Source organism: Pseudomonas libanensis, assembly GCF_001439685.1.
Lineage (GTDB): Bacteria > Pseudomonadota > Gammaproteobacteria > Pseudomonadales > Pseudomonadaceae > Aquipseudomonas > Aquipseudomonas libanensis.
This window is the reverse complement of sequence record NZ_JYLH01000011.1, coordinates 1-20,399: the sequence shown is the minus strand read 5'-3', so window position 1 is coordinate 20,399 and position 20,399 is coordinate 1. Positions and strand designations below refer to the sequence as shown.

Sequence of the window (20,399 nt, the reverse complement as noted above, 5' to 3'; positions counted from 1 at the left end):
CGATGAGCAGATTTTTTGATGAACTGATGGAAAGCGTTCAAGAGATGAACGAGATCCTGCGCGGAGAACGCGAACCTTCTCGTGAATTCCATGTTGATTCAATGCGAGTCAAAGAGATCCGTAAGGCGACAGGGCTGACCCAGGCCAAATTCGCAGCGCTGATTGATGTGCAACTTGGCACGTTACGTAACTGGGAGCAGGGTCGTCGTGAACCTACCGGACCAGCAAAGGCATTGTTAAAAGCTATCCATAATGACCCAGTCCATGTACTGAATGCGTTGGCTAGCTAAAAATAACACTCTGCCACTGCACCTTATACATCGTCATAACAGGCAAAGCTCGGAGCTGACTCAGCTTTGGGTTTTTTTGTTTGTGCTGCTGAGTCGGGCTCTTTGAACCTCACATCGATAGCACTGATGATTACTATCGAAACGAGCGCCTGACCGATTGCCAGCACTGATTTCTATAATCACTCCAAATTCCCTCCCCGCCTGGCTTCAGGCGAAAAGTCTCCCGGAACCCAATCCCATGCCAAGCGCGAGCCAGGCCCCTAGCGGGCTTCCCGAACATAATCAACAAAGCCTCAAACAGCAGTGGCTGGCGATTCTTTCGGTCGCTGTGGGTGCCTTCGCCCTGGTGACCAGTGAATTCCTGCCGGTGGGCGTACTCAACGACGTCGCCAGCGACCTGGGCATCAGTGCCGGTCACGCCGGATTGATGGTGACATTGCCCGGCATCATGGCCGCCCTCGCCGCGCCGTTTCTGTCGGTCAGCATTGGCGCCATGGACCGTCGTTATCTGCTGATTGGCCTGACACTGGTGATGATCATCGCCAACTCGGTGGTGGCCTTTGCCACCGATTTCAGCCTGCTGCTGTTCGGCCGCGTATTGCTCGGCATCAGTATCGGCGGCTTCTGGGCCACGGCCATTGCCCTCAGCGGGCGGCTGGCGCCCAAAGGCGTTGGGGTTGCGAAAGCCACCTCGATCATCATGATGGGCGTGACCCTGGCCACCGTTCTGGGCGTGCCTGTGGGTACCTGGCTCAGCGGCCTGATGGGCTGGCGCATGACCTTTCTGGTCACGGCGTTGGTGGGCATTCCGGTGCTGCTGGCGCAGATCTTTCTGCTGCCGCGACTCACCCCCGAGAAAGCCATTCAGATCCGTGACCTGCCGGCTTTGTTTATCAACCCACAAGCACGGGTCGGGTTGATCGCCGTGCTGCTGATCGGCCTGGCACACTTTGCCGCGTACACCTATGTCGCACCGTTTTTCAAACACAGTTCCGGCTTTGACGGCCCAACAATCGGCTCACTGTTGTTGCTGTATGGCGTGGCAGGGGTGCTGGGCAATATCTTCGCCGGCTTTGCCGCCAACCGCAGCGTACGCAACACCCTGTTGCTGGTCGCGCTGATGATCGGCACCAGCACCGCGCTGTTCCCCTACTTCGCCACCGGCATGACCGGCGCGGCGATGTTGATCGCCCTCTGGGGCTTCGCCTTCGGAGCTTTCCCGGCCTGCGCCAGTATCTGGATGTTTGTCGTCGCCCCCAAGGACGTGGAACGGGGCATGCCGCTGTTCGTCGCGCTGTTCCAGGTGATCATTGCCTTGGGCTCGTTCTTTGGAGGGCGCATTGTCGACCAACTGGGCAGCTCGGTGTTGTTGAGCCTGGCCACGGTGTTGGTGGGGTTCGGGTTTGCGACCGTGCTGGTGTTGGGGCGCAAGGTCAGTAATAACCTGGTGGCACAGCCTGCCTGACCGGACTGCATCCGCAAAAAAGCCTGCTGAGCGCTGAGTTCAGCAGGCTTTTTTTCGTTTCAGGGGGCAGGTATTTATTTGGCCGTGGGGAAATCACGCTCGAGAACGGCATCCACCAACATCTGCGCGTTTTCGATCAATTGAGCCAGAGCCATGATCACGGGCGACTGCGTGCTGTCCGGATCTTCGGCGCATTGATAGGCAGTTTGAAGGGCGGATGAGAGGATTTCGGTGGCGTTGGTGAGGGCTTCTTCGGTGCCGACATCTGCACCTACATGGAATATTTTCCGAGGGGGAAACGCGGAATCAGAATCGAGATTGCTCATTGTGTAGCTCCTGTATGCAATGGGAGCTGCCACATCCCGCTGTCAAACAAGATCAGGTGGCAGCTATGCGCGGGTTGACAGACCGGTATACAGGACCCGGCGCACCCGAAGATGCCCCACGCACAGCCGCCATAAAACGACGTCACAGCAGAAAAGCCTGTAATCGCATGGAGGTCGTACACCTGTAAATCAGTCTGTCAAAACCGGTCGCCATGAGGGCGACGGCGGAAGGTTAGCGCCCTACCCCAGCCAACGCAACCCTGCTCGAAAACTGCCGAACCTGCATAGCGTAAGCACCTGTTTCGGAAAAGCTTGGTAACCAGAATCCCCATCAGGAACCTTGTGTGCATAAGCCTGCGAGCTAGTCTCAAAAAGGTCGCCGCCGTGGCGACACACTGTCAAGGGTGCTGATATGCCAACGAGATATCGCGATGCGGTCACAGGTGAATACGTAACCGAGCAAGAGGCGAAGAAAAGACCAAGGGAAACGGTAAAGGAAACTGATAAAAAGCGCCCGGCAAAGCCGAAGGCCAGAAGTAGGATCAACAGATGAGCGGATTTTGGAAAAATCAGATAACCGTTCAGGCGCAGCAGTGCCATTGGTCAGTCTGAATAAACCTTCTGAAGGTTGCGTGTCTCAACCGGAAGGTAAAGGATTGTAGGGTGAGCGACGTTCGAGGCATTCGTCTGATTCGAGGCATTCTTCAGTTTGCAGGTTTTCGGCTATATTTCACTTTCGGTTCAGCCCTCGCCCTCGCTTTAGTTGTTCCCTCCACGCTCTTCTCGTGCGCAGTTAACCAAGGTTGGTATTTATGAAGTCTGCCCCCCCGCGGTCCCCTAACGTTCCGCAACGCAAGGATCTGATCCCCAGCAATTTGGACTTTCCGGTGGTGGGTATCGGCGCGTCGGCGGGCGGGCTGCAAGCAGTAAAGGCGTTTTTTGAGCACATGCCCAAAGACTGCGGCATGGCATTTGTAGTGATCCTGCACCTGTCCCCCGATCATCAAAGCGTGGCGGACAAAATTATTCAGGAGTCGACGCGAATACCGGTGTCACAGGTCAATAGCACGACGCCCATCGAAAAGAATCATGTGTATGTCATCTCACCGGCCCACCATTTGAAGATGAATGACGGCTATTTAGCGGTGTCCCCATCAACCCGCGAGGGCGGCTCGCACATAGCCATCGACCTGTTCTTTCGGGATTTGGCAGACGCGCATAAAGAGCGAGCGTTTTGCCTGATTCTGTCTGGGACCGGCTCAGACGGCGCGGTGGGCCTTTCTCGGATAAAAGAGCAAGGCGGCGTTACCTTGGTGCAAACACCGCAAGATGCAGAATTTGACGGCATGCCCCTTGCGGCGATGGAAACCCAGATGGTTGACCTGATACTTCCTGTGGTGGAAATGCCGCAAAAACTGCTTGAGCTGTGGCGCAACGCCCAATCAATCATCCTGCCCACCGCCAATGACCCTGAGATCAACACCATTGCACCCACAACCGAGCGCGATGCTGCAATGGCGGAGCAGTTGTTGCTGGATATCCTGATCCAACTACGGGCCAGTACCGGGTACGACTTTAAGCATTACAAGCGGGCCACGGTGTTGCGCCGTATCGAGCGGCGCTTGCAAGTGACCGCGCAGCCGGACCTGGCGGCCTATTACAACTTCCTCCAGCTACATCCGGAAGAAACCAAGGCCTTACTCGGTGACATGCTGATCGGCGTGACCAACTTCTTCCGCGACCGCGAGGCCTTTGAAGCGCTTGAACGTGACGTGATACCTAATCTGGTGAAGTCACTCGAAGACAGCGTGCCGCACCGTGAGGAGGTGCGTATCTGGTCAGCCGGCTGCTCCACTGGCGAAGAGGCCTACAGCCTCGCGATGTTGGTGGCCGAGCAGTTGGCGCTGGACGCCAGCGGCGCGAAGATGCAGGTGTTTGCCACTGATATTGACGAGCGCGCAATCACCCGCGGCCGTAACGGTGTGTATCCCGAGGCGATCATCACCGACGTACCGCCGCCGCGCCTGCGCCAGTACTTTACCAAAGAGAAAAACCAGCATTATCGGGTGCGCAAGGAAATCCGCGAAAAGGTCTTGTTCGCCAAACACAGCTTGCTGGCTGATCCGCCGTTCTCGCAGATCGACCTGATCGTGTGCCGCAACCTGTTGATCTACCTGGACCGCGATGTGCAGCGCGACATCCTGCAGATGTTCCACTTTGCGCTGCGCCCCGGCGGCTATCTGTTTCTCGGTTCCTCAGAATCGGCCGACGGCTGCCTGGACCTGTTTGTGCCGGTAGACAAACGAAACCGCATTTTTCGAGTGCGTGCCGGCTCCTCGGCGATGCGCCGCGCGCCAACCATGCCGCGAGGCGGCTATTTGCGCCCCAGCTCCGCGTCGATTACGACTGAGATCACGGCGCCCAGCAAAGTTTCGTTCGCGAATATCCATCTGCGCGCCCTGGAAAAAGCCGCGCCGCCCAGCGTGATCGTCGATATCCACGCCGACATCCTGCACATGAGCGAAGGTGCCGGGCGGTTCCTGCGCTATGTCGCCGGGGAAGTCACCCACAATCTGTTGGCCCTGGTTCATCCCGACCTGCGCCTCGACATCCGCACCACACTCTTTCAGGTCCAGCAATCGAATATGCCTGTGACCTCCCGCAAGGTACGCGTCCAGCGCGAGCAGCGTCCGTTCATGGTGGATATTACCGCCTGCCCCTATCGCGATGACGCAACCGAAAGCGACTACGTGCTGGTGATCTTCCAGGAAAGCGAAATCGATCCACAACAGGCCGATACCACGCTTGTCAGCCATGCTGAGAACGCCATCCTGCGCAACCTGGAGCGCGAGCTGCAACGCACCAAGCTGCACTTGCAGGACACCATCGAACAATCGGAAGTCTCAAGCGAAGAGCTCAAGGCCTCCAACGAAGAAATGCAGGCGGTCAACGAAGAGTTGCGCTCGGCCACCGAGGAGCTGGAAACCAGCAAGGAAGAGCTGCAGTCGATCAATGAAGAGCTGTTGACCGTCAACTATGAACTCAAAACCAAGGTAGAAGAGACAGACAAGATCAATGACTACCTGACCAACCTGATCGCCTCCACCGACATCGCCACCGTATTCGTCGACCGCAATATGCGCATCCGGTGGTTCACGCCACGCGCCACCGATATTTTCAACATGCTCCCGGTGGACACTGGACGCTCGTTGATGGACATCACCCACCGCCTGGATTACCCGGCAATCACCGAAGACGCTACGACGGTGTTTGAGTCACTCAGCATGATCGAGCGGGAAATCAGCAGTAAGGACAACCGCTGGTACATCGCACGGTTGCTACCCTACCGCTCCAACGAGGATCACATCGATGGCACGGTGCTGACCTTCATCGATATCACCAAGCGGCGCCAGGCCGAGGAAGAGCTGCGCCTGGGCGAAGAGCGCATGCGTCTGGTGGCCGAGAGTACCCATGACTTTGCAATCATCATCCTTGATGACCACGGCGCCATCTCCGATTGGAACACGGGTGCAGAACTGATCTTCGGCTACACCAAGGACGAAGTGCTGGGTGCTTATTACGACTTGATTTTTTCACCGGAGGACCGCTCCTCCGGCGTGCCGGAGAGCGAACTGCGCGCAGCCCGCGAACATGGTCGCGGTGAAGATGAGCGCTGGCATGTGCGCAAGGATGGTAGTCGGTTCTATTGCAGCGGTGAGATCACGCAGCTCAAGAGCGACAGCTTGCAGGGCTACGTCAAGATCGCCCGCGACCTGACCGGCCACAAACGCACCCAGGATGAGCAGAGCCAGCGCCTGATGGAAACCCAGACGAAGAGCCATCTCAAGGACGAGTTTTTCGCCGTGATGTCGCACGAACTCAAACATCCACTGAACCTGATCCAACTGAACGCGGAGTTACTGCGTCGCTTGCCCGCTACCAAGGCGGCGGGCCCAGCGATCAAAGCCGTGAATACGATCTGCGAGGCTGTGTCCAGCCAGGCGCGGATTATTGACGACCTGCTGGATGTCGCCCGGGTGCGCACGGGCAAGCTCAAGCTGAAAAGACAACGGGTTGATCTGATTCGCACGCTGAGGGAGATCCATGGCGTAGTGCTCGCCGACGGGCATCGTCGTCAGGTGACGCTGCACATGCCTTCGGATCCTGCACCACTGATCGTCGACGCCGACCCAACGCGCATTGAGCAAGTGATCTGGAACCTGGTCAACAACGCCCTGAAATTCACCCCGGAGGGCGGTCAGGTGCAGTTGGTACTGAGCCGCTCGGAGGGGCGCGCCCAGTTGGACGTGATCGACAGTGGCATCGGCCTGGCAGATGACAGCCTGGAGAAGATCTTTGATCTGTTCGGGCAGGCAGAAAACCAGCATCAGACGCATCAACGCGAGGGCCTTGGCATAGGCTTGTCCTTGGTACGCCAACTGGTGGAAGCTCACGAAGGCTCCGTCAGTGTTCATTCCAGGGGGCTGGGTTTTGGCTGCACCTTCTCGATATGGCTGCCGCTGTGCGAACAACAGGATCATCTGCCACTTACTGACGCTGAGCAGGACGATAATGAACGCCTCCATGGCGTCAAGGTGTTGCTGGTGGATGACTCTGCCGAGGTGCTTGAAGTGCTGAACTTGTTGCTGGAGATGGAGGGCGCTCAGGTTAACGCCTTCAATGACCCGCAGACTGCGCTGGAAACAGCCCGCGATGCACAGTATGACTTGATCATTTCGGACATTGGCATGCCGAAAATGAATGGCCATGAGCTGATGCAGAAACTGCGCACGATAGGTCATCTGCGCCAGGTCCCCGCCATCGCCCTCACAGGTTACGGGGCCGGCAGTGACCAGAAAAAGGCGGCTGAGTCGGGCTTCACCACCCATTTGAGCAAACCGGTCGCCCACGAATCGTTGATTGGTCTTATCGAAAAATTGTGTTGTTTACGTCGTTAGTTGGGACTTCTCGGTAGGGATAAGGGGATTTCCCGTTCCGCTCAAGGAGCGGGGGCTTGCTCTGCAGATGGACGACCAATCATCAGAAGCGCCATTGCTCAAGAGCCGTCGGTGCCAGGCATCTACCGGATATTGGTTAGATGTCACCTATATACTTGGCATACAGCAGCCAAAATTCCGTGATGTAAGTTCAGTACTCGAACCGTACAAGAGTCTTTGGTTAAAGTATTTTCAACACTAAGCGAAGCGGCAACCAACGCCATTAATTTAACATCACTGCCGCCCCTCCTAGAGTAAAAACTTATACGAAGCGGCGCAAACACCGCGTAGCTGTACAAGTTTCTTCAGCCAAAGACCGTTCATCGTCCTTTTCAAAAAATCTCGAAACATTTCGACGGCCGCCCTTATCGGAAACTATGTCCGTTGCAATAAACGGGCGTAAGCGAAACCTCAATTACAGTTGGAGTAGCATTATGACGACCAGTAATAAAAACCCAGGTAATTTCGCCAACGATCACGAAAAAGCGTCCGAGGCGGGAAAGAAAGGCGGCCAGGCATCTGGCGGCAACTTTGCCAATGACCGTGAAAAGGCTTCGGAAGCTGGCCGTAAAGGTGGCCAGAATAGCCATGGCGGCGGCCGCAAGTAGTAACAGTGGGCACAAGGGGGCAGCAATGCTGCCCCTTCTCTTACTAGCAAAGGAGAACTAAGCATGCGTCCATCAGCAGACTATCAACGAAGCGTTTTACATCACAGGCCGAGCACGCAAGTGCGAATTGAAGCGGGGGCAAGCCTGCGCTCGAACACGTTACCGTGTTACGAACATCAGCGCGTCGTCGAACTGGCTGAAGCGACTGTCAACGCGTCGCAAACACCACCGCTGTGCGAAAGGCATTTGTAACCTGAGCAACCATCAGTATTTAAGTGCCTGTAGATCGAGATTAAAGATATATCACTGACATAACGACGAGATTACCGAAATGACTACTAACGACAAGCAAAATCAAATGAGCGTCAATGAAGCCGGTAAGAAAGGTGGCGAGGCAACTTCGGCTTCCCATGACAAAGAGTTCTATCAGGAGATCGGGAGCAAGGGTGGCCAAAACAGCGGCGGCAATTTCAAGAATGATCCCGAGCGCGCCGCCGAAGCCGGTAGCAAAGGCGGTCAGAACAGTGGCGGCAACTTTGCCAACGACCGTGAGAAAGCCTCGGAAGCTGGCCGTAAAGGCGGCCAGAACAGCCATGGTGGCGGACGCAACGGTTAATGCGCTTGATGCAGGGGAGCCATGCTCCCCTGCCTTGATGGACGGAGGACATCATGCCTTTACACGTCATTAACTTTACCGGGCCGGTCACAGCCTCTACCTGCAGCCAACTCATTGAAAAAGCCTCGTTGGCCGTTCAGCAAGAGGCTTCGGGTCTGGTAGTGAACATCGCCACTATGGGCGGCGAATGCAGCTACGGCTTTACCATGTACAACTTCCTGCTGGCGCTGCCGATCTCGGTGCACACCCACAACCTGGGCACCGTGGAGTCGATGGGCAATATCATCTTTCTGGCCGGTGAGCGCAGGACGGCGTGCAAGCACAGTAAATTTCTGTTTCATCCGTTTCATTGGCATGTGCAAGGCGCCGTCGACCATTCGCGCATGTCCGAATACGCCATGAGCCTTGACTACGACTTGCAGTTGTATGCACGCATCGTCGAAGAGCGTACCCAGGATGCAGGGGAAAAACTCGAAACAGAAAAGTACCTGATCGCGGCGCCGCGCATTCTCGACCCGCAACAAGCCATGACAGCCGGCTTGATCCATGGGATCGAACTACCGGTCATCAAGGCTGAGTTTGTAAGCAGCTTCATTCACTCCTAACGCTTTTGGAACAGGAGCACCACGATGGACGAAGAAACGATTCGACTCACCGCCTACCGTATTTGGGAGCAGCAAGGTAAGCCTGACGGTCAGGATTTTGTGCATTGGCTGCAAGCCAGGGAAGAACTGACGCCCGGGCAAAGAGATAGCTCTTCGGGCTCGATCGAAAACAATGTTACTCAGCCTGTATCGGTCCAATCAAAACGCCAGGCGGCACCCTCATCCACAACGCGAAAAGCACGCGGCAAAAAGCTCGAAGCTTGAGCAGACCAGATCAGGCGTGCGGACGCGTCCGTTGTGACACGTGCCGACAGTTTTCCGCACGCCTTCCCTTTGAAACTCCAATATTGGCGCTTTGATATCAATTAATCGCTTGTTTGAAACTCTTCCTTTTTTTTGTTGAAATCATTCACCTCATCATGGATTGTGAGTGAGTTTTTAATTCAGGGAGGAATCGAAGATGTCTGGTCTACAAGCGAACGGCCAGTGCGTCCAATGCAAACAGCCTTTGGAGCCGACGACGGACGAACCCTCCTATCTGGTGTCGACAGCCGCTGAGATGCTCTGCCCGCAATGCAGGCAACAGTATCTGGCGGACTTGATGATGGACGCACTTCAGCGCAGCGCCCTCAAGTTATGCATGCTGCGGGAACGTCGAAAAAACAGTAAGACTTAACTTAAGCCAGCACATATTTAAATGAACATAATTGTTAAAAACCATACTCATTCGGGTGGCGGTGGTACATAGGGCTGTGCAATAAACGGAATACTGCTAGAAGGACGCCATTTGACATTCTCCAAGCCGTAGCGTTCTGCAAGGGGTTTGCTGACCCGCTTGACCTTTTCATGGCGTGACCGAGGAATTATACCGATCCCAGCATCGCAAGATGCCCAATGCCACGCCTCTGCATTATTCATAACCTCAGCTCTTATGATGAAAGATCTCGGCTTATGATGGTATTCGTACTCGATAATATATAAAGAATTTTTCATATGCACTCCTTCTGATTTTTGTTATTTGAGGAGCGCGAAGGTTCAGATTTTTCCTGTTGATGTGTATTTTTTGTTGCGCCCACTTGCGGCCCTCTCGGGATAAGACCATTCGTCGGCGCCTTATGAAAAAAACAAAACCGTTTTCGCTTTATCGCTTCTTACTATTGAGTCTGTTCCCTCCAGGCTCTGGTAAAACTCCTGTCTTGCCCGCACTCCGTGCGGGCTTTTTTTCGAGCAGTTCATAGGGCCGTAACGCTGTTCGGCAAACCGGTGACTGATGCGCCGCACTTATATACGCAACGGCGGCTTATTTCGCAGCGTCTGAATGCTGCAGTGGGTAACTTGAACTTCAAAGGCGGGGAACCTTTCATCTCTAATTCTGAAATGCGGTGGAACTCAAACTGCGCAGGTTTTTCTATCGCAGACACATCCATCGGAGGATCGAACCATGACTGACCAGCCACTGATATCGACCCACACCCCTCCTGACGCGCCCCGAAGCGGCACGATGAACAAGGCTGAACGCACGCTTTCGCTGGCGGCTGGCGCTGCCCTTTTGCTGCATGGCTGGCGCAAGGGCGGGTTGAGCGGTGCACTCCAGATTGCGGCGGGCGCCTACGGCGTATTTCGCGGTGCAGCCGGGCACTGCGCCCTGAAGCAGGCGTTGACACCTACCCCCTACGAAGCGCAATTCAGCAGCGAACACCAGTGGCCGATCAGCGAGGCAATCACACGCAGTATCACGATCTTGCGTCCATTGGATGAGGTATCTGCCTTCATTGCCAGGCCCGGGAACATCGGCCCGTTGCTGCGCTGGGTCGACAGTGTCGAGCAACTGACCCCGGACACCGCGCTCTGGAAGCTCCGCGCGCCTGCCGGCCGGCGCCTGCAATGCGCGCTTGTGCAGGTCGATACACAGAATCGCCATGTACTGAATTGGAAAACCCCAGGCGACGCGCGCTGGGCGCACGACATCACCGTCTCGCTGAGCCCCGGCCCGGCCGGCCGTGGAACCCAGGTCAAGGCGGTGGTGGTATGCAAGCCGGCAATGGCCAAGTTGGGCTATGGCCTGGCACGTGCGATCAGCCTGTTCAGCGACAGAGCCTTGCTCAACGCCCTGCAGGCGGTGAAGCAGCAACTGGAGACCGGCGAGGTCAGCAACAACCGCCTCAGGCCGGACCAGGACGACGACTTTTTTTACGTACACGCCGGCACTGACCAGGTCGCGACCGATCATCCGTCAGCCAAGACCGGCGTGGTTATTGAAGGAGGACTCCACTGATGCGCGCACTCACTTGGCAAGCACCCAACCTACTGCAAGTCGACAATGTCGCCGACCCTGCGATTCTCAACCCACGGGATGCGATCATCCGCGTAACGCTCTCCTCGGTCTGCGGTTCGGACCTGCACTTGCTCGGCGGCTACGTACCGGCCATGAAGCCCGGCGATATCATTGGCCACGAGTTCATGGGTGAAGTGGTCGAGGTCGGCAAAGGCGTCACGGACCTGCACAAGGGTGACAAAGTGGTCACCATCTCGATCATCGGCTGCGGCAACTGCGAGCCATGCCAGCGCAGCGATTTCTCCTGCTGTGACAACTCCAACCCAAACCCGTCGGCGACGGACCTGATGTACGGCCAGCCGTGCTGCGGCATCCTCGGCTACAGTCACGCCTTTGGCGGTTACCCCGGCAGCCACGCGACCTATGTGCGGGTGCCGTTTGCCGACGTCAACCTGTTCAAGGTGCCCGAAGGCGTTAGCGATGAGCAGGCCCTGTTTGTCTCGGACGCGGCGCCCACCGGTTACTTTGCCGCGGACAACGCCGATATCCAGCCCGGCGACACCGTGGCGGTGTGGGGCTGCGGCGGCGTCGGCCAGATGGCGATCTGCAGTGCTTATTTGTTGGGCGCTGAGAGGGTGATCGCGATTGATCGTTACCCCGACCGGCTGCGCCTGGCCGAAGAACGCGGCAAGGCGATCCCTATCAACTATGAGAAAACCAACGTGCACGAAGCCTTGCTCGAGCTGACTGGCGGGCGTGGGCCGGATCGTTGCATCGACTGTGTGGGCATGGAGGCCCATGGTACCGAAATCGATTACGCCTATGACAAGGCCAAGCAACTGCTCAGGCTGCATACCGAACGCGGCAGCGTGCTCAGGCAGGCCATACGTGCCTGCCGTAAAGGCGGCACGGTATCGGTGGTCGGCGTGTACGGTGGGTTGCTCGACAAGTTCCCCATGGGCGCGATCGTCAACAAGGCATTGACCTTGAAATCCGGACAGCAGCCAGGGCAGCGTTACGCACCGACCCTGTTCGAGCACATTCAGAAAGGCGAACTCGACCCTGCCTATCTGCTGACCCACCCCATGAGCCTGGAAGACGGGGCGCAAGGCTACAAGCTGTTCAAGGAAAAAACCGATAATTGCCTGCGGGCGGTGTTCAAGCCCTAAGGGCACTGCAGGGATTTTTCAGCCGCAGATAGAGATCGGATAAGTGGTTAGCCTGGCTCCACAGCCGGTGTCGCCAAGCGGTTGCACGCGTACAGCGCCATGCCCAGCAGCATCAGCGCGCCACCGCGCAGCCAGGTGTCCAGGCTTTGCTGGCTGAGCAGGATCAAGCAGGAAACAATTGCCAGCACCGGCACCCAGGTCGGCACGCGAAAATGCTGTTCGGTGATGGTGTCGCGGCGCAGTACCAGCACCGCCAGGTTGGTGCAGAGGAACACGAAGAGCAGCAACAGCACGACCGTCTCGGCCAGCGCCGCGAGGGTACCCGTCAAGGTCAAGGCGATGGCCACCAGGGTGCTGGCGATGATCGCGACCCAAGGCGTACGCCGCTTGGGCAGCACATGCGAAAGTGGCTCCGGCAACAGGCCCATGCGGGCCATGCCATAGGCCAGGCGGCTGGCCATGACCATGGTCAGCAGCGCACCGTTGGCGACCGCCACCAGCGCGATGAAGGCGAAGAGCTGGGGCGGGATGCTCAAGCCCGAGGCACGCACTACTTCGAGCAACGGCGCGGATGTGGCCGTCAGCTTGTCCATCGGCAGCACCACCGAAGCGGCGACACCGACCGCCATATATACGACGCCCGCCGTCACCAGCGCGGCAAACAGCGCACGCGGATACACTTTGCGCACGCCGCGTATTTCTTCGGCCAGGTTGGCCGACGTTTCAAAACCGACGAACGAATAGAACGCCAGCAATGCGGCGCCCAGTACGGCAAGCATCGGGTTGACCCCGGCCTTGAACTCCAGCGCGCGGCCGAGGTTGGCTTCGCCGGACTGTACGCACCAGGCCGCGGCCACCACCACCAACAGCAGCCCGGACAGTTCGACGCAGGTCATGACCATGTTGGCGCCCAGCGACTCCTTGATACCGCGCGCATTCAGCAGCGCTATCACTGCCAGGAATATCAGCGCGGCCCGGTGCGGTGACACCTCGATGAACGCCGCCAGGTAATCGCCGGCAAACGCCAGGGACAGCCCCGCTGCGCTGGTGACGGCGGCCGCAAGCATGCTGAAGCCGACCAGGAATGAAATCAGCGGTGACTTGAATGCCTTCTCGGCGAACACCGAAGCGGCGCCAGCATGGGGGTACTTGGTCACCAGTTCCGCGTACGAGCCTGCCGTGAGCATGGCAAAAAACAACGCCACCAGCAGCGGCACCCAGATCGCCCCGCCCACCTCGCCGGCGATGGTGCCGGCCAGCGCATACACACCGGCGCCGAGCACATCGCCGAGGATGAACAGAAACAACATCGGTCCCGTCACGGCGCGGCGCAAGGACGGTTTGGAGGGTGCGCCTTGGCTCAGGCTGGATACGGACATGGGCGGCTCTGGCGTGGGTTGCAATGAGCGATCATCCGGCGCGGGCCGGCTGACGCAGGGCTATCTACAATGGAAAATGCCCGCGCCACCAAAGTTCCGTTTTCCGCTGTGAGACCAGCGCAGCGCCTGGGTCAATCGTCGTCGTGCAAATGCGCGTCGGCGCAGGGCAAGCGTCCCGATTCCCCGCCGGCAATCCGTTCCGCCTGATCGATGCCGCGTTTGAGCGCGTCGTGCACGGTCCATTCGGTGCCCGGCAACTGCCTGGTGCGTTCAACCACACATTGCCCTGTGGCGGTGTAGACGCTGATCAACACCTCAATATCAGCGTCCTCGCGCTCGCGGGCCCTGACTTCGATATGGCAACCGTTTTCCACTTCCTGGGTAAAGCACTCTTCTTCCAGGGCCTTTTCGGCCCAGGCCTTATAGGTATTGCCGCGAATGAACATAGCTGTTCTCCAAGACCGTTAGTGGATTGCTCTTCAACTAATACATGAGTTCTTTAGCAGCGATTACGTGTTTTTTCCAAGGCAATTTCAAGCATGCGTCTATAAGAACCCCATTATCGTTTCGCTTGTTAAACCGTTCGTCAGGCGAGGTAACATTTTGTTAAACCAACCCCTGAGGGCTCATTCAAATTGTTCGGGAGCACGGTGATTTGCGCCCCGCAGAGCGGCAGCGAACGCTAAAAAAACCTGGCAGCAGATGAGTTTTATCTACTGACGGCAGCTTATTGTCGAGCGTTAAACAATTAAGGGGACGGTTCACTAACAAGCGCAACGGCAGCGTTTCGCTTAACTAACTCTTAAGCACGGATGCGGCGGCTTCGGCACTGTAATAACGGATGTTTCAACACAGGAGCAAGGCATGAAACGAGCGATTGGCTATTGCCTGGCATATCTCGCCAGCGTCTTCTTGTTAAGCGGCTGCAACTTAGTGGTGTTCAACCCCAAGGGGCAGATTGCAACCGATGAGCGCGACCTGATTATCCTCGCCACGGGCCTGATGCTGTTGGTTGTGGTGCCGGTGATCGTGCTGATGTTCGTATTCGCCTACCGCTACCGTGCGACCAATAAAAAAGCGCGTTACTCGCCGCGCTGGGCGAGCTCCCACAAAATCGAAGCGGTAGTGTGGGGCGTTCCGCTGCTGATCATCATCGCCCTGGGCTGGGTGACGTGGAAAACCACCCACGCCCTCGACCCCTATCGCCCGCTCGACTCGGACACGCCACCGATCAACGTCCAGGTGGTGGCCACCGACTGGAAGTGGCTGTTCATCTACCCCGACCTGGGTATCGCCAGCGTCAACGAATTGGCCTTGCCGGTGCACACGCCGGTGAGTTTTACCGTCACCTCCGACGCGGCCATGACCTCGTTCTTCATTCCGGCCCTGGGCGGGCAGATCTACGCCATGGCCGGCATGCAGACCAAGTTGCACCTGATCGCCAACGAGACCGGCGAGTTCAGGGGGATTGCCGCCAATTACAACGGCCCCGGTTTTTCCGACATGCATTTCGCCACGCTGTCCCTGAGCCCCGCCGACTTCCAGGCATGGGTGGCCAAGGTCAAGGGCGCCGCCGCCCCGCTCGACCAGGCGCGTTATGCGCAGTTGGCCAAGCCCACCATCCGGCATCCGGTGACCTATTACTCGACGGTCCAGGAGCGGCTGTTCCTGGACATCGTCGACAAATACGAAGGCATGAACAAAGCCAGGAAACCCCAGCGCAACCAGACCCAATCGAACGGTGCTGAATCGAACGGCACCGGCACGCGCACCGATCAACACCCCAGTCTGCTGGCCGAGGAGCAATAACAATGTTCGGAAAACTGTCATGGGACGCGATTCCAACCACTGAACCCATTGTGATGTACACGCTGGCCTTCATCGGGCTGATCGGCGCGGCGATAGTGGGGACCATTACCTGGAAACGCAAATGGGGCTATTTGTGGCGCGAGTGGTTCACCTCCGTGGACCACAAGAAGATCGGCTGTATGTACATCATCGTCGCGCTGGTGATGTTGCTGCGCGGTTTTTCCGACGCGATCATGATGCGCACCCAGCAAGCCATGGCCGCCAGTGGTGGGCCGGGTTATCTGCCGCCGGAACACTACGACCAGATCTTCACCGCCCACGGCGTGATCATGATTTTTTTCGTGGCCATGCCCTTCGTGGTCGGCCTGATGAACGTTGTGGTGCCGTTGCAGATCGGCGCACGGGATGTGGCCTACCCGTTTCTCAACGCGCTGAGCTTCTGGCTGTTCGTGGCCGGTGCCGCGCTGGTCAATGTGTCACTGGGGATCGGTGAGTTTGCACGAACCGGTTGGGTCGCCTATCCGCCGTTATCCGGGCTGGCGTACAGCCCCGGGGTCGGGGTGGATTACTACATTTGGTCATTGCAGATATCCGGTATCGGTACGTTACTGACGGGGCTGAATTTCTTCGTCACGATCCTGAAGATGCGCACCGAAGGCATGACCTTGTTCAAAATGCCGGTGTTCACCTGGAATGCATTGTGCACCTCGGTGCTGATCCTGGCGTCGTTTCCGATCCTGACCGCCACCCTGCTGATGCTCTCCCTGGACCGTTACTTGGGCATGCATTTCTTCACCAACGAAGCCGGCGGCAACCCGATGATGTACGTCAACCTGATCTGGGCCTGGGGGCATCCGGAGGTGTACATCCTGATCCTGCCGGCGTTCGGGGTGTTTTCCGAGATTGCCGCGACTTTCAGCAGTAAGCGGCTGTTCGGTTACGTGTCGCTGGTATGGGCGACGATCGCGATTACCGTGCTGTCGTTCATCGTGTGGCTGCACCACTTTTTCACCATGGGCGCGGGGGCCAACGTCAACGCGTTCTTCGGCATCATGACCATGATCATCGCCGTGCCGACCGGGGTGAAGATCTTTACCTGGCTGTTCACCATGTACCGCGGCCGGGTGCGCTTCGAGACTCCGATGCTGTGGACCCTGGGTTTTATCGTGACCTTCAGCATCGGCGGGATGACCGGGGTATTGCTGGCAGTGCCCGGCGCCGATTTCTTGCTGCACAACAGCCTGTTCTTGATCGCACATTTTCACAACGTGATCATCGGCGGCGCGGTGTTCGGCTACATGGCCGGCCTGACCTACTGGTTCCCCAAGGCCTTTGGCTTTCGCTTGAACGACAAGCTGGGCCGTATCGCCTTCTGGTGCTGGCTGATCGGCTTTTATTTCGCCTTCATGCCGTCCTACGTGCTGGGCTTCATGGGCATGACCCGGCGCCTCAACCATTTCGACAATCCTGAGTGGCGGCCGTGGCTGCTGCTGGAAGTGCTGGGTGTGCTCATCATTCTCTGCGGCGTGGTGTCCCAGGCACTGCAACTGTTCGTCAGCATCCGCAACCGTCACCGCTACCGAGACCTCTCCGGCGACCCGTGGGACGGCCGCACCCTGGAGTGGGCCACCTCCTCTCCGCCGCCGCTGTACAACTTCGCCGAGCAACCCAAGGTCAGCGACCTGGACGCCTATTGGGGCATGAAGGAGCGCGGCGTGAGCACCCTCAGCCACACCGACTACCGCAGCATCCATATGCCGCGCAACACCGCCTCGGGCCTGGTGATCAGCCTGTTCGCGCTGATCTGCAGCTTCGCCCTGGTCTGGCACATCTGGTGGCTGGCGGCGTTCGGGCTGGTGGCTTCGGTGGTCGCGTTCGTGGTTCGCAGCTACGACGAAGACACCGATTACTTCGTGCCCGCCGAAGAAGTCGCGCGCATCGAAACGGCACGTCTCAAAGACCTGGCAGAGGCTTGATCCATGTCCAATATCGTGATTGAAAAAGACGTCGCGCATACCCAGGAACACGGGCATGAAGACGCAGGCTCCCTGAGCGTATTCGGGTTCTGGATTTACCTGATGACCGACTGCATCCTGTTCGCGACCCTGTTCGCCGGCTATGCGGTGTTGCGCGACAGCGTGGCGGGCGGTCCGTCGAGCGTGGATATTTTCGAACTGCCCTATGTGCTCGCTGAAACCATGCTGCTGCTGTTGAGCAGCATCACCTACGGCTACGCGATGCTGGCGATGAACCGTGACCAGCAAAGTCAGGTGCTGCGCTGGCTGGGGCTTACGTTCGTGCTCGGTGCTGGCTTTATCGCCATGGAAATCAATGAGTTCCACCACTTGATCGCAGAAGGCTACGGACCTGACCGCAGCGCGTTCCTCACCGCCTTCTTCACCCTGGTTGGCACCCACGGCGCGCACGTGCTGACGGGGTTGATCTGGATGGCGGTACTGATGGTGCAGATTCGCCAGAAAGGCCTGACCAACACCAACGCCACCCGGCTCAGTTGCCTGAGCCTGTTCTGGCACTTCCTGGACGTGGTGTGGATCTGCGTCTTTACCGTGGTCTATCTGTTGGGGGTGGTGTGACATGTACAAGCAAAGTTCGATTCACAGCAGCGCCGGTACCAGCCATGGCAGCAGCCGTTCCTACTTGGTCGGCTTCCTGGTGTCGGTGCTGCTGACCCTGATCCCTTTCGCCCTGGTGATGTTCCCCTCGCTGCCCCGCACCGTCACCGCCTGGCTGGTGGTGGCGCTGGGGGTTATCCAAGTCGTAGTCCACCTCAAGTTCTTCCTGCATCTGGATACGGCGCAGGAACAACGCTGGAACCTGGTTGCGCTGATTTTCTCGGCGGTCATCATTCTTTTGCTGGTAGGGCTCTCGCTATGGATCATGGGCAGTATTCACCACAACATGCTGGCTCACTGAGGTACTGGCTGGGGTTGCTCAATGCCGGGGTTCAACTGACCAAGCCGGGGATTATTTTCGGTAATCTCGCGTCGGTGCTGGGGGGGTATTTCCTCGCCGGCGGCGGGCGCCTGGCAGACCCCGCGCATCTGTTGGCCACGCTGCTCGGCACCGCACTGGTGATCGGTTGCGGTTGCGTCATTAACAACTGCGCCGATCGAGACATCGATCGGCGCATGGTGCGGACCTGCCATCGCGCGCTGGCGCTGCGGACCATCGCGGTGCCCACCGCCGTCAGCTATGCCATCGCCCTGGGCGTCAGCGGCTTCGGCCTGCTCTGGGCAGGCAGCAACCGGCTGGCGTGCCTGCTGGCGCTGGTCGGGCTGATGGTCTATGCGGGGGTCTACACGTTCTGGCTCAAGCGTCGTTCCCACTGGGGCACCTTGGTCGGCAGCCTCTCCGGGGCAATGCCGCCGGTGATCGGCTATTGCGCGGTCAGCGCCAGGTTTGACGCCACGGCGATGATGTTGGTGCTGGTGTTCTGCTGCTGGCAGATGCCCCATTCACACGCCATAACCGTGATGCGCCGCGAAGACTTCCGCGCGGCGCGCCTGCCGCTGCTGAGCCTGTCCCAAGCCCACCGGCAAATACAGGCCTATACCCTGGCATTCTCCGTCAGCACTCTGGTGTTGGGCGTGGTGGCCCAGATGAACATCCTGTATTTCGCCGTGGTCAGCGCCCTGGGCGGTTACTGGCTGGCGCTCGCCAATAGCAGCGTGCGCCAGGTCGATCCAGCGCGCTGGGCACGCTCGATCTTCGGCTTCTCGATTCTATTGGTGATGGCCCTCAACCTGATGCTGGCGCTCTCCAGTCTGTGTCGAGCAACCTGCGAATCTTCCTGGGCAAATCAGCGGGCTGATAGGGTTTTGCAATCAGCTCGAATTCATGCACCTGTATATCGGCACGCTCCAGCGAGTCTTTCGCGTAGCCCGTCGTGAGCAGCACCCTGGTGTGCGGATACAAGCGCGCTATCTCGCGCGCGAGTGTTGCGCCATTCATCTTCCCGGGCATGATCAAGTCACTGAACACCAGGTCGTAGGTCGCACCGGCGAGCCGGCCCAATGCCTCGGTGGCCGTGTGCGCGATGTCGGTGCGATAACCGTAGTCAGCCAGAATCTCCCGCGCCAGTTCGGCCACTTCGGGCCGGTCCTCCACAATCAGGATGCGCTCGTCGCCTTGAAGCGCCGTGGCCGCGGGCATCTGCTCGACCCAGAGCTGGCTGTCGTCCGCCGGAAAATACAGGCGTACCGTCGTGCCCGCGCCTGGGTTGGAATAGATACGCGCGGTACCGCCCGATTGCTTGACGAAGCCATACACCATCGACAGCCCCAGCCCCGAGCCCTTGCCCTCCTCCTTCGTGGTGAAGAACGGCTGCATGACTTTTTCCTGGACGCTCTCGGCAATGCCGTCGCCGTTATCGCTGATCGAGATGCCCACGTAACGGCCTTCGGCCAGCCCGTCGCGTTGCGCATTGGCATCACCTGGCACCTGTACGTTGCACGTCTTGACCGTCACGGTCGGCTCGGCACGTCCTTCGAGCGCATCCTTGGCATTGGATAACAAATGCTGCACCGCCAGCTCCGCCTGCGCAGGGTCGATACGGCAGTTCCACAGGTCCTCGGCGAGTTCCACATGCAACTGGACATCCTGCAACGTCTGCGCCATGAAATCGGTGCGGGTAAGCAGGCTGTTCAGGTTGATCACACGACTGTCGAGGCGCTGCTTGCGCGAGAACGCGAGCAACTGTTGGGTCAAGGATTGCAATGCTGTTCACTTAAGGATTGTTGACTAATCCTCGGGCAGCAGGAAAATCCGGAATCTGATTAAGGATTCCGGATTTTTTATGTCTGTCGCTCAGGATTTAGGCGCTGTTCTAGACTTTGCCGA

The 20,399-nt window shown here is 58.1% G+C and carries 19 protein-coding genes and 1 pseudogene; 14 read left to right on the top strand and 6 right to left on the bottom strand.

Translation table 11 applies throughout. The features are described from left to right. Window positions 1-2: 2 nt before the first annotated feature. Together nadS and TU73_RS17495 are read left to right on the top strand one after the other, a co-directional pair. A complete protein-coding gene (nadS, locus tag TU73_RS17500; RefSeq protein ID WP_003189536.1) occupies window positions 3-290 on the top strand; it encodes a NadS family protein in 288 nt (95 codons plus the stop codon). 238 nt (window positions 291-528) lie between these two features. Continuing rightward, a complete protein-coding gene (locus tag TU73_RS17495; RefSeq protein WP_057013268.1) occupies window positions 529-1,755 on the top strand; it encodes an MFS transporter in 1,227 nt (408 codons plus the stop codon). Window positions 1,756-1,829: 74 nt separating this feature from the next. Here TU73_RS17495 and TU73_RS17490 read toward each other — a convergent pair whose 3' ends face one another. Next, window positions 1,830-2,081: a DUF6124 family protein gene (locus TU73_RS17490; protein WP_057013267.1), complete on the bottom strand. Its 252-nt coding sequence runs from the start codon at window positions 2,079-2,081 to the stop codon at window positions 1,830-1,832. Window positions 2,082-2,321: 240 nt separating this feature from the next. Next, on the bottom strand, window positions 2,322-2,681 hold the full coding sequence (locus tag TU73_RS29020; protein WP_156421240.1) for a hypothetical protein: 360 nt from the start codon (window positions 2,679-2,681) through the stop codon (window positions 2,322-2,324). A gap of 212 nt (window positions 2,682-2,893) precedes the next feature. Between TU73_RS29020 and TU73_RS17485 the strand changes: the two genes are divergently transcribed. The 5 genes from TU73_RS17485 to TU73_RS17465 all read left to right on the top strand — a co-directional run bounded on the left by TU73_RS17485 (window position 2,894) and on the right by TU73_RS17465 (window position 9,171). Further along, window positions 2,894-7,039 carry a CheR family methyltransferase gene (locus tag TU73_RS17485; protein ID WP_057013266.1) on the top strand — a complete coding sequence of 1,382 codons (4,146 nt, stop codon included), beginning with the start codon at window positions 2,894-2,896 and terminating at the stop codon, window positions 7,037-7,039. Window positions 7,040-7,512: 473 nt separating this feature from the next. Beyond that, window positions 7,513-7,686 carry a con-10 family general stress protein gene (locus TU73_RS17480; RefSeq protein WP_027616405.1) on the top strand — a complete coding sequence of 58 codons (174 nt, stop codon included), beginning with the start codon at window positions 7,513-7,515 and terminating at the stop codon, window positions 7,684-7,686. A 331-nt stretch (window positions 7,687-8,017) separates the two neighbouring features. After that, window positions 8,018-8,302 (top strand): con-10 family general stress protein, encoded by a 285-nt coding sequence (locus TU73_RS17475; RefSeq protein WP_057013265.1) that lies wholly within the window; start codon window positions 8,018-8,020, stop codon window positions 8,300-8,302. A gap of 53 nt (window positions 8,303-8,355) precedes the next feature. Beyond that, window positions 8,356-8,907 (top strand): ATP-dependent Clp protease proteolytic subunit, encoded by a 552-nt coding sequence (locus TU73_RS17470; protein WP_057013264.1) that lies wholly within the window; start codon window positions 8,356-8,358, stop codon window positions 8,905-8,907. 24 nt (window positions 8,908-8,931) lie between these two features. Beyond that, entirely contained in the window at window positions 8,932-9,171 is a 240-nt protein-coding gene (locus tag TU73_RS17465; RefSeq protein WP_057013263.1) for a DUF2934 domain-containing protein, read from the top strand. A gap of 459 nt (window positions 9,172-9,630) precedes the next feature. On the opposite strand, the gene TU73_RS28435 is transcribed toward TU73_RS17465, so the two are convergent. Then, window positions 9,631-9,900, bottom strand: coding sequence for a DUF6555 family protein (locus tag TU73_RS28435; protein WP_082642626.1), 270 nt, complete (start codon window positions 9,898-9,900; stop codon window positions 9,631-9,633). Between the two features lie 448 nt (window positions 9,901-10,348). Between TU73_RS28435 and TU73_RS17455 the strand changes: the two genes are divergently transcribed. Together TU73_RS17455 and TU73_RS17450 are read left to right on the top strand one after the other, a co-directional pair. Next, window positions 10,349-11,182 carry an SRPBCC family protein gene (locus TU73_RS17455; RefSeq protein WP_057013261.1) on the top strand — a complete coding sequence of 278 codons (834 nt, stop codon included), beginning with the start codon at window positions 10,349-10,351 and terminating at the stop codon, window positions 11,180-11,182. Further along, on the top strand, window positions 11,182-12,351 hold the full coding sequence (locus TU73_RS17450; RefSeq protein ID WP_057013260.1) for a zinc-dependent alcohol dehydrogenase: 1,170 nt from the start codon (window positions 11,182-11,184) through the stop codon (window positions 12,349-12,351). Before TU73_RS17455 ends, TU73_RS17450 begins: the two co-directional genes overlap by 1 nt. Before the next feature lie 47 nt (window positions 12,352-12,398). On the opposite strand, the gene TU73_RS17445 is transcribed toward TU73_RS17450, so the two are convergent. Further along, the gene (locus TU73_RS17445) at window positions 12,399-13,730 is read right to left on the bottom strand and encodes an APC family permease (protein WP_057013259.1); all 1,332 of its coding nucleotides are present in this window, start codon (window positions 13,728-13,730) and stop codon (window positions 12,399-12,401) included. A gap of 131 nt (window positions 13,731-13,861) precedes the next feature. Beyond that, the gene (locus TU73_RS17440; RefSeq protein WP_057013258.1) at window positions 13,862-14,176 is read right to left on the bottom strand and encodes a hypothetical protein; all 315 of its coding nucleotides are present in this window, start codon (window positions 14,174-14,176) and stop codon (window positions 13,862-13,864) included. 418 nt (window positions 14,177-14,594) lie between these two features. Here TU73_RS17440 and cyoA point away from each other — a divergent pair, with 418 nt between their 5' ends. The 5 genes from cyoA to cyoE are packed head-to-tail and all read left to right on the top strand — an operon-like array spanning window position 14,595 to window position 19,450. Further along, a complete protein-coding gene (gene cyoA / locus TU73_RS17435; RefSeq protein ID WP_057013257.1) occupies window positions 14,595-15,539 on the top strand; it encodes a ubiquinol oxidase subunit II in 945 nt (314 codons plus the stop codon). Between the two features lie 2 nt (window positions 15,540-15,541). Next, window positions 15,542-17,515, top strand: a complete 1,974-nt coding sequence (cyoB, locus tag TU73_RS17430) for a cytochrome o ubiquinol oxidase subunit I (protein ID WP_057013256.1) — start codon at window positions 15,542-15,544, stop codon at window positions 17,513-17,515. A 3-nt stretch (window positions 17,516-17,518) separates the two neighbouring features. Beyond that, window positions 17,519-18,133, top strand: a complete 615-nt coding sequence (locus TU73_RS17425) for a cytochrome o ubiquinol oxidase subunit III (RefSeq protein ID WP_057013255.1) — start codon at window positions 17,519-17,521, stop codon at window positions 18,131-18,133. 1 nt (window position 18,134) lies between these two features. Further along, a complete protein-coding gene (gene cyoD, locus TU73_RS17420) occupies window positions 18,135-18,473 on the top strand; it encodes a cytochrome o ubiquinol oxidase subunit IV (RefSeq protein WP_057013254.1) in 339 nt (112 codons plus the stop codon). Further along, window positions 18,431-19,450: a heme o synthase gene (gene cyoE / locus TU73_RS28430; RefSeq protein WP_414860416.1), complete on the top strand. Its 1,020-nt coding sequence runs from the start codon at window positions 18,431-18,433 to the stop codon at window positions 19,448-19,450. Before cyoD ends, cyoE begins: the two co-directional genes overlap by 43 nt. On the opposite strand, the pseudogene TU73_RS17410 reads toward cyoE, so the two are convergent. After that, window positions 19,404-20,177, bottom strand: a pseudogene (locus TU73_RS17410) (ATP-binding protein); the annotation flags it as partial. The gene cyoE and the pseudogene TU73_RS17410 sit on opposite strands and share 47 nt — an antisense overlap. Window positions 20,178-20,399 lie beyond the last annotated feature (222 nt).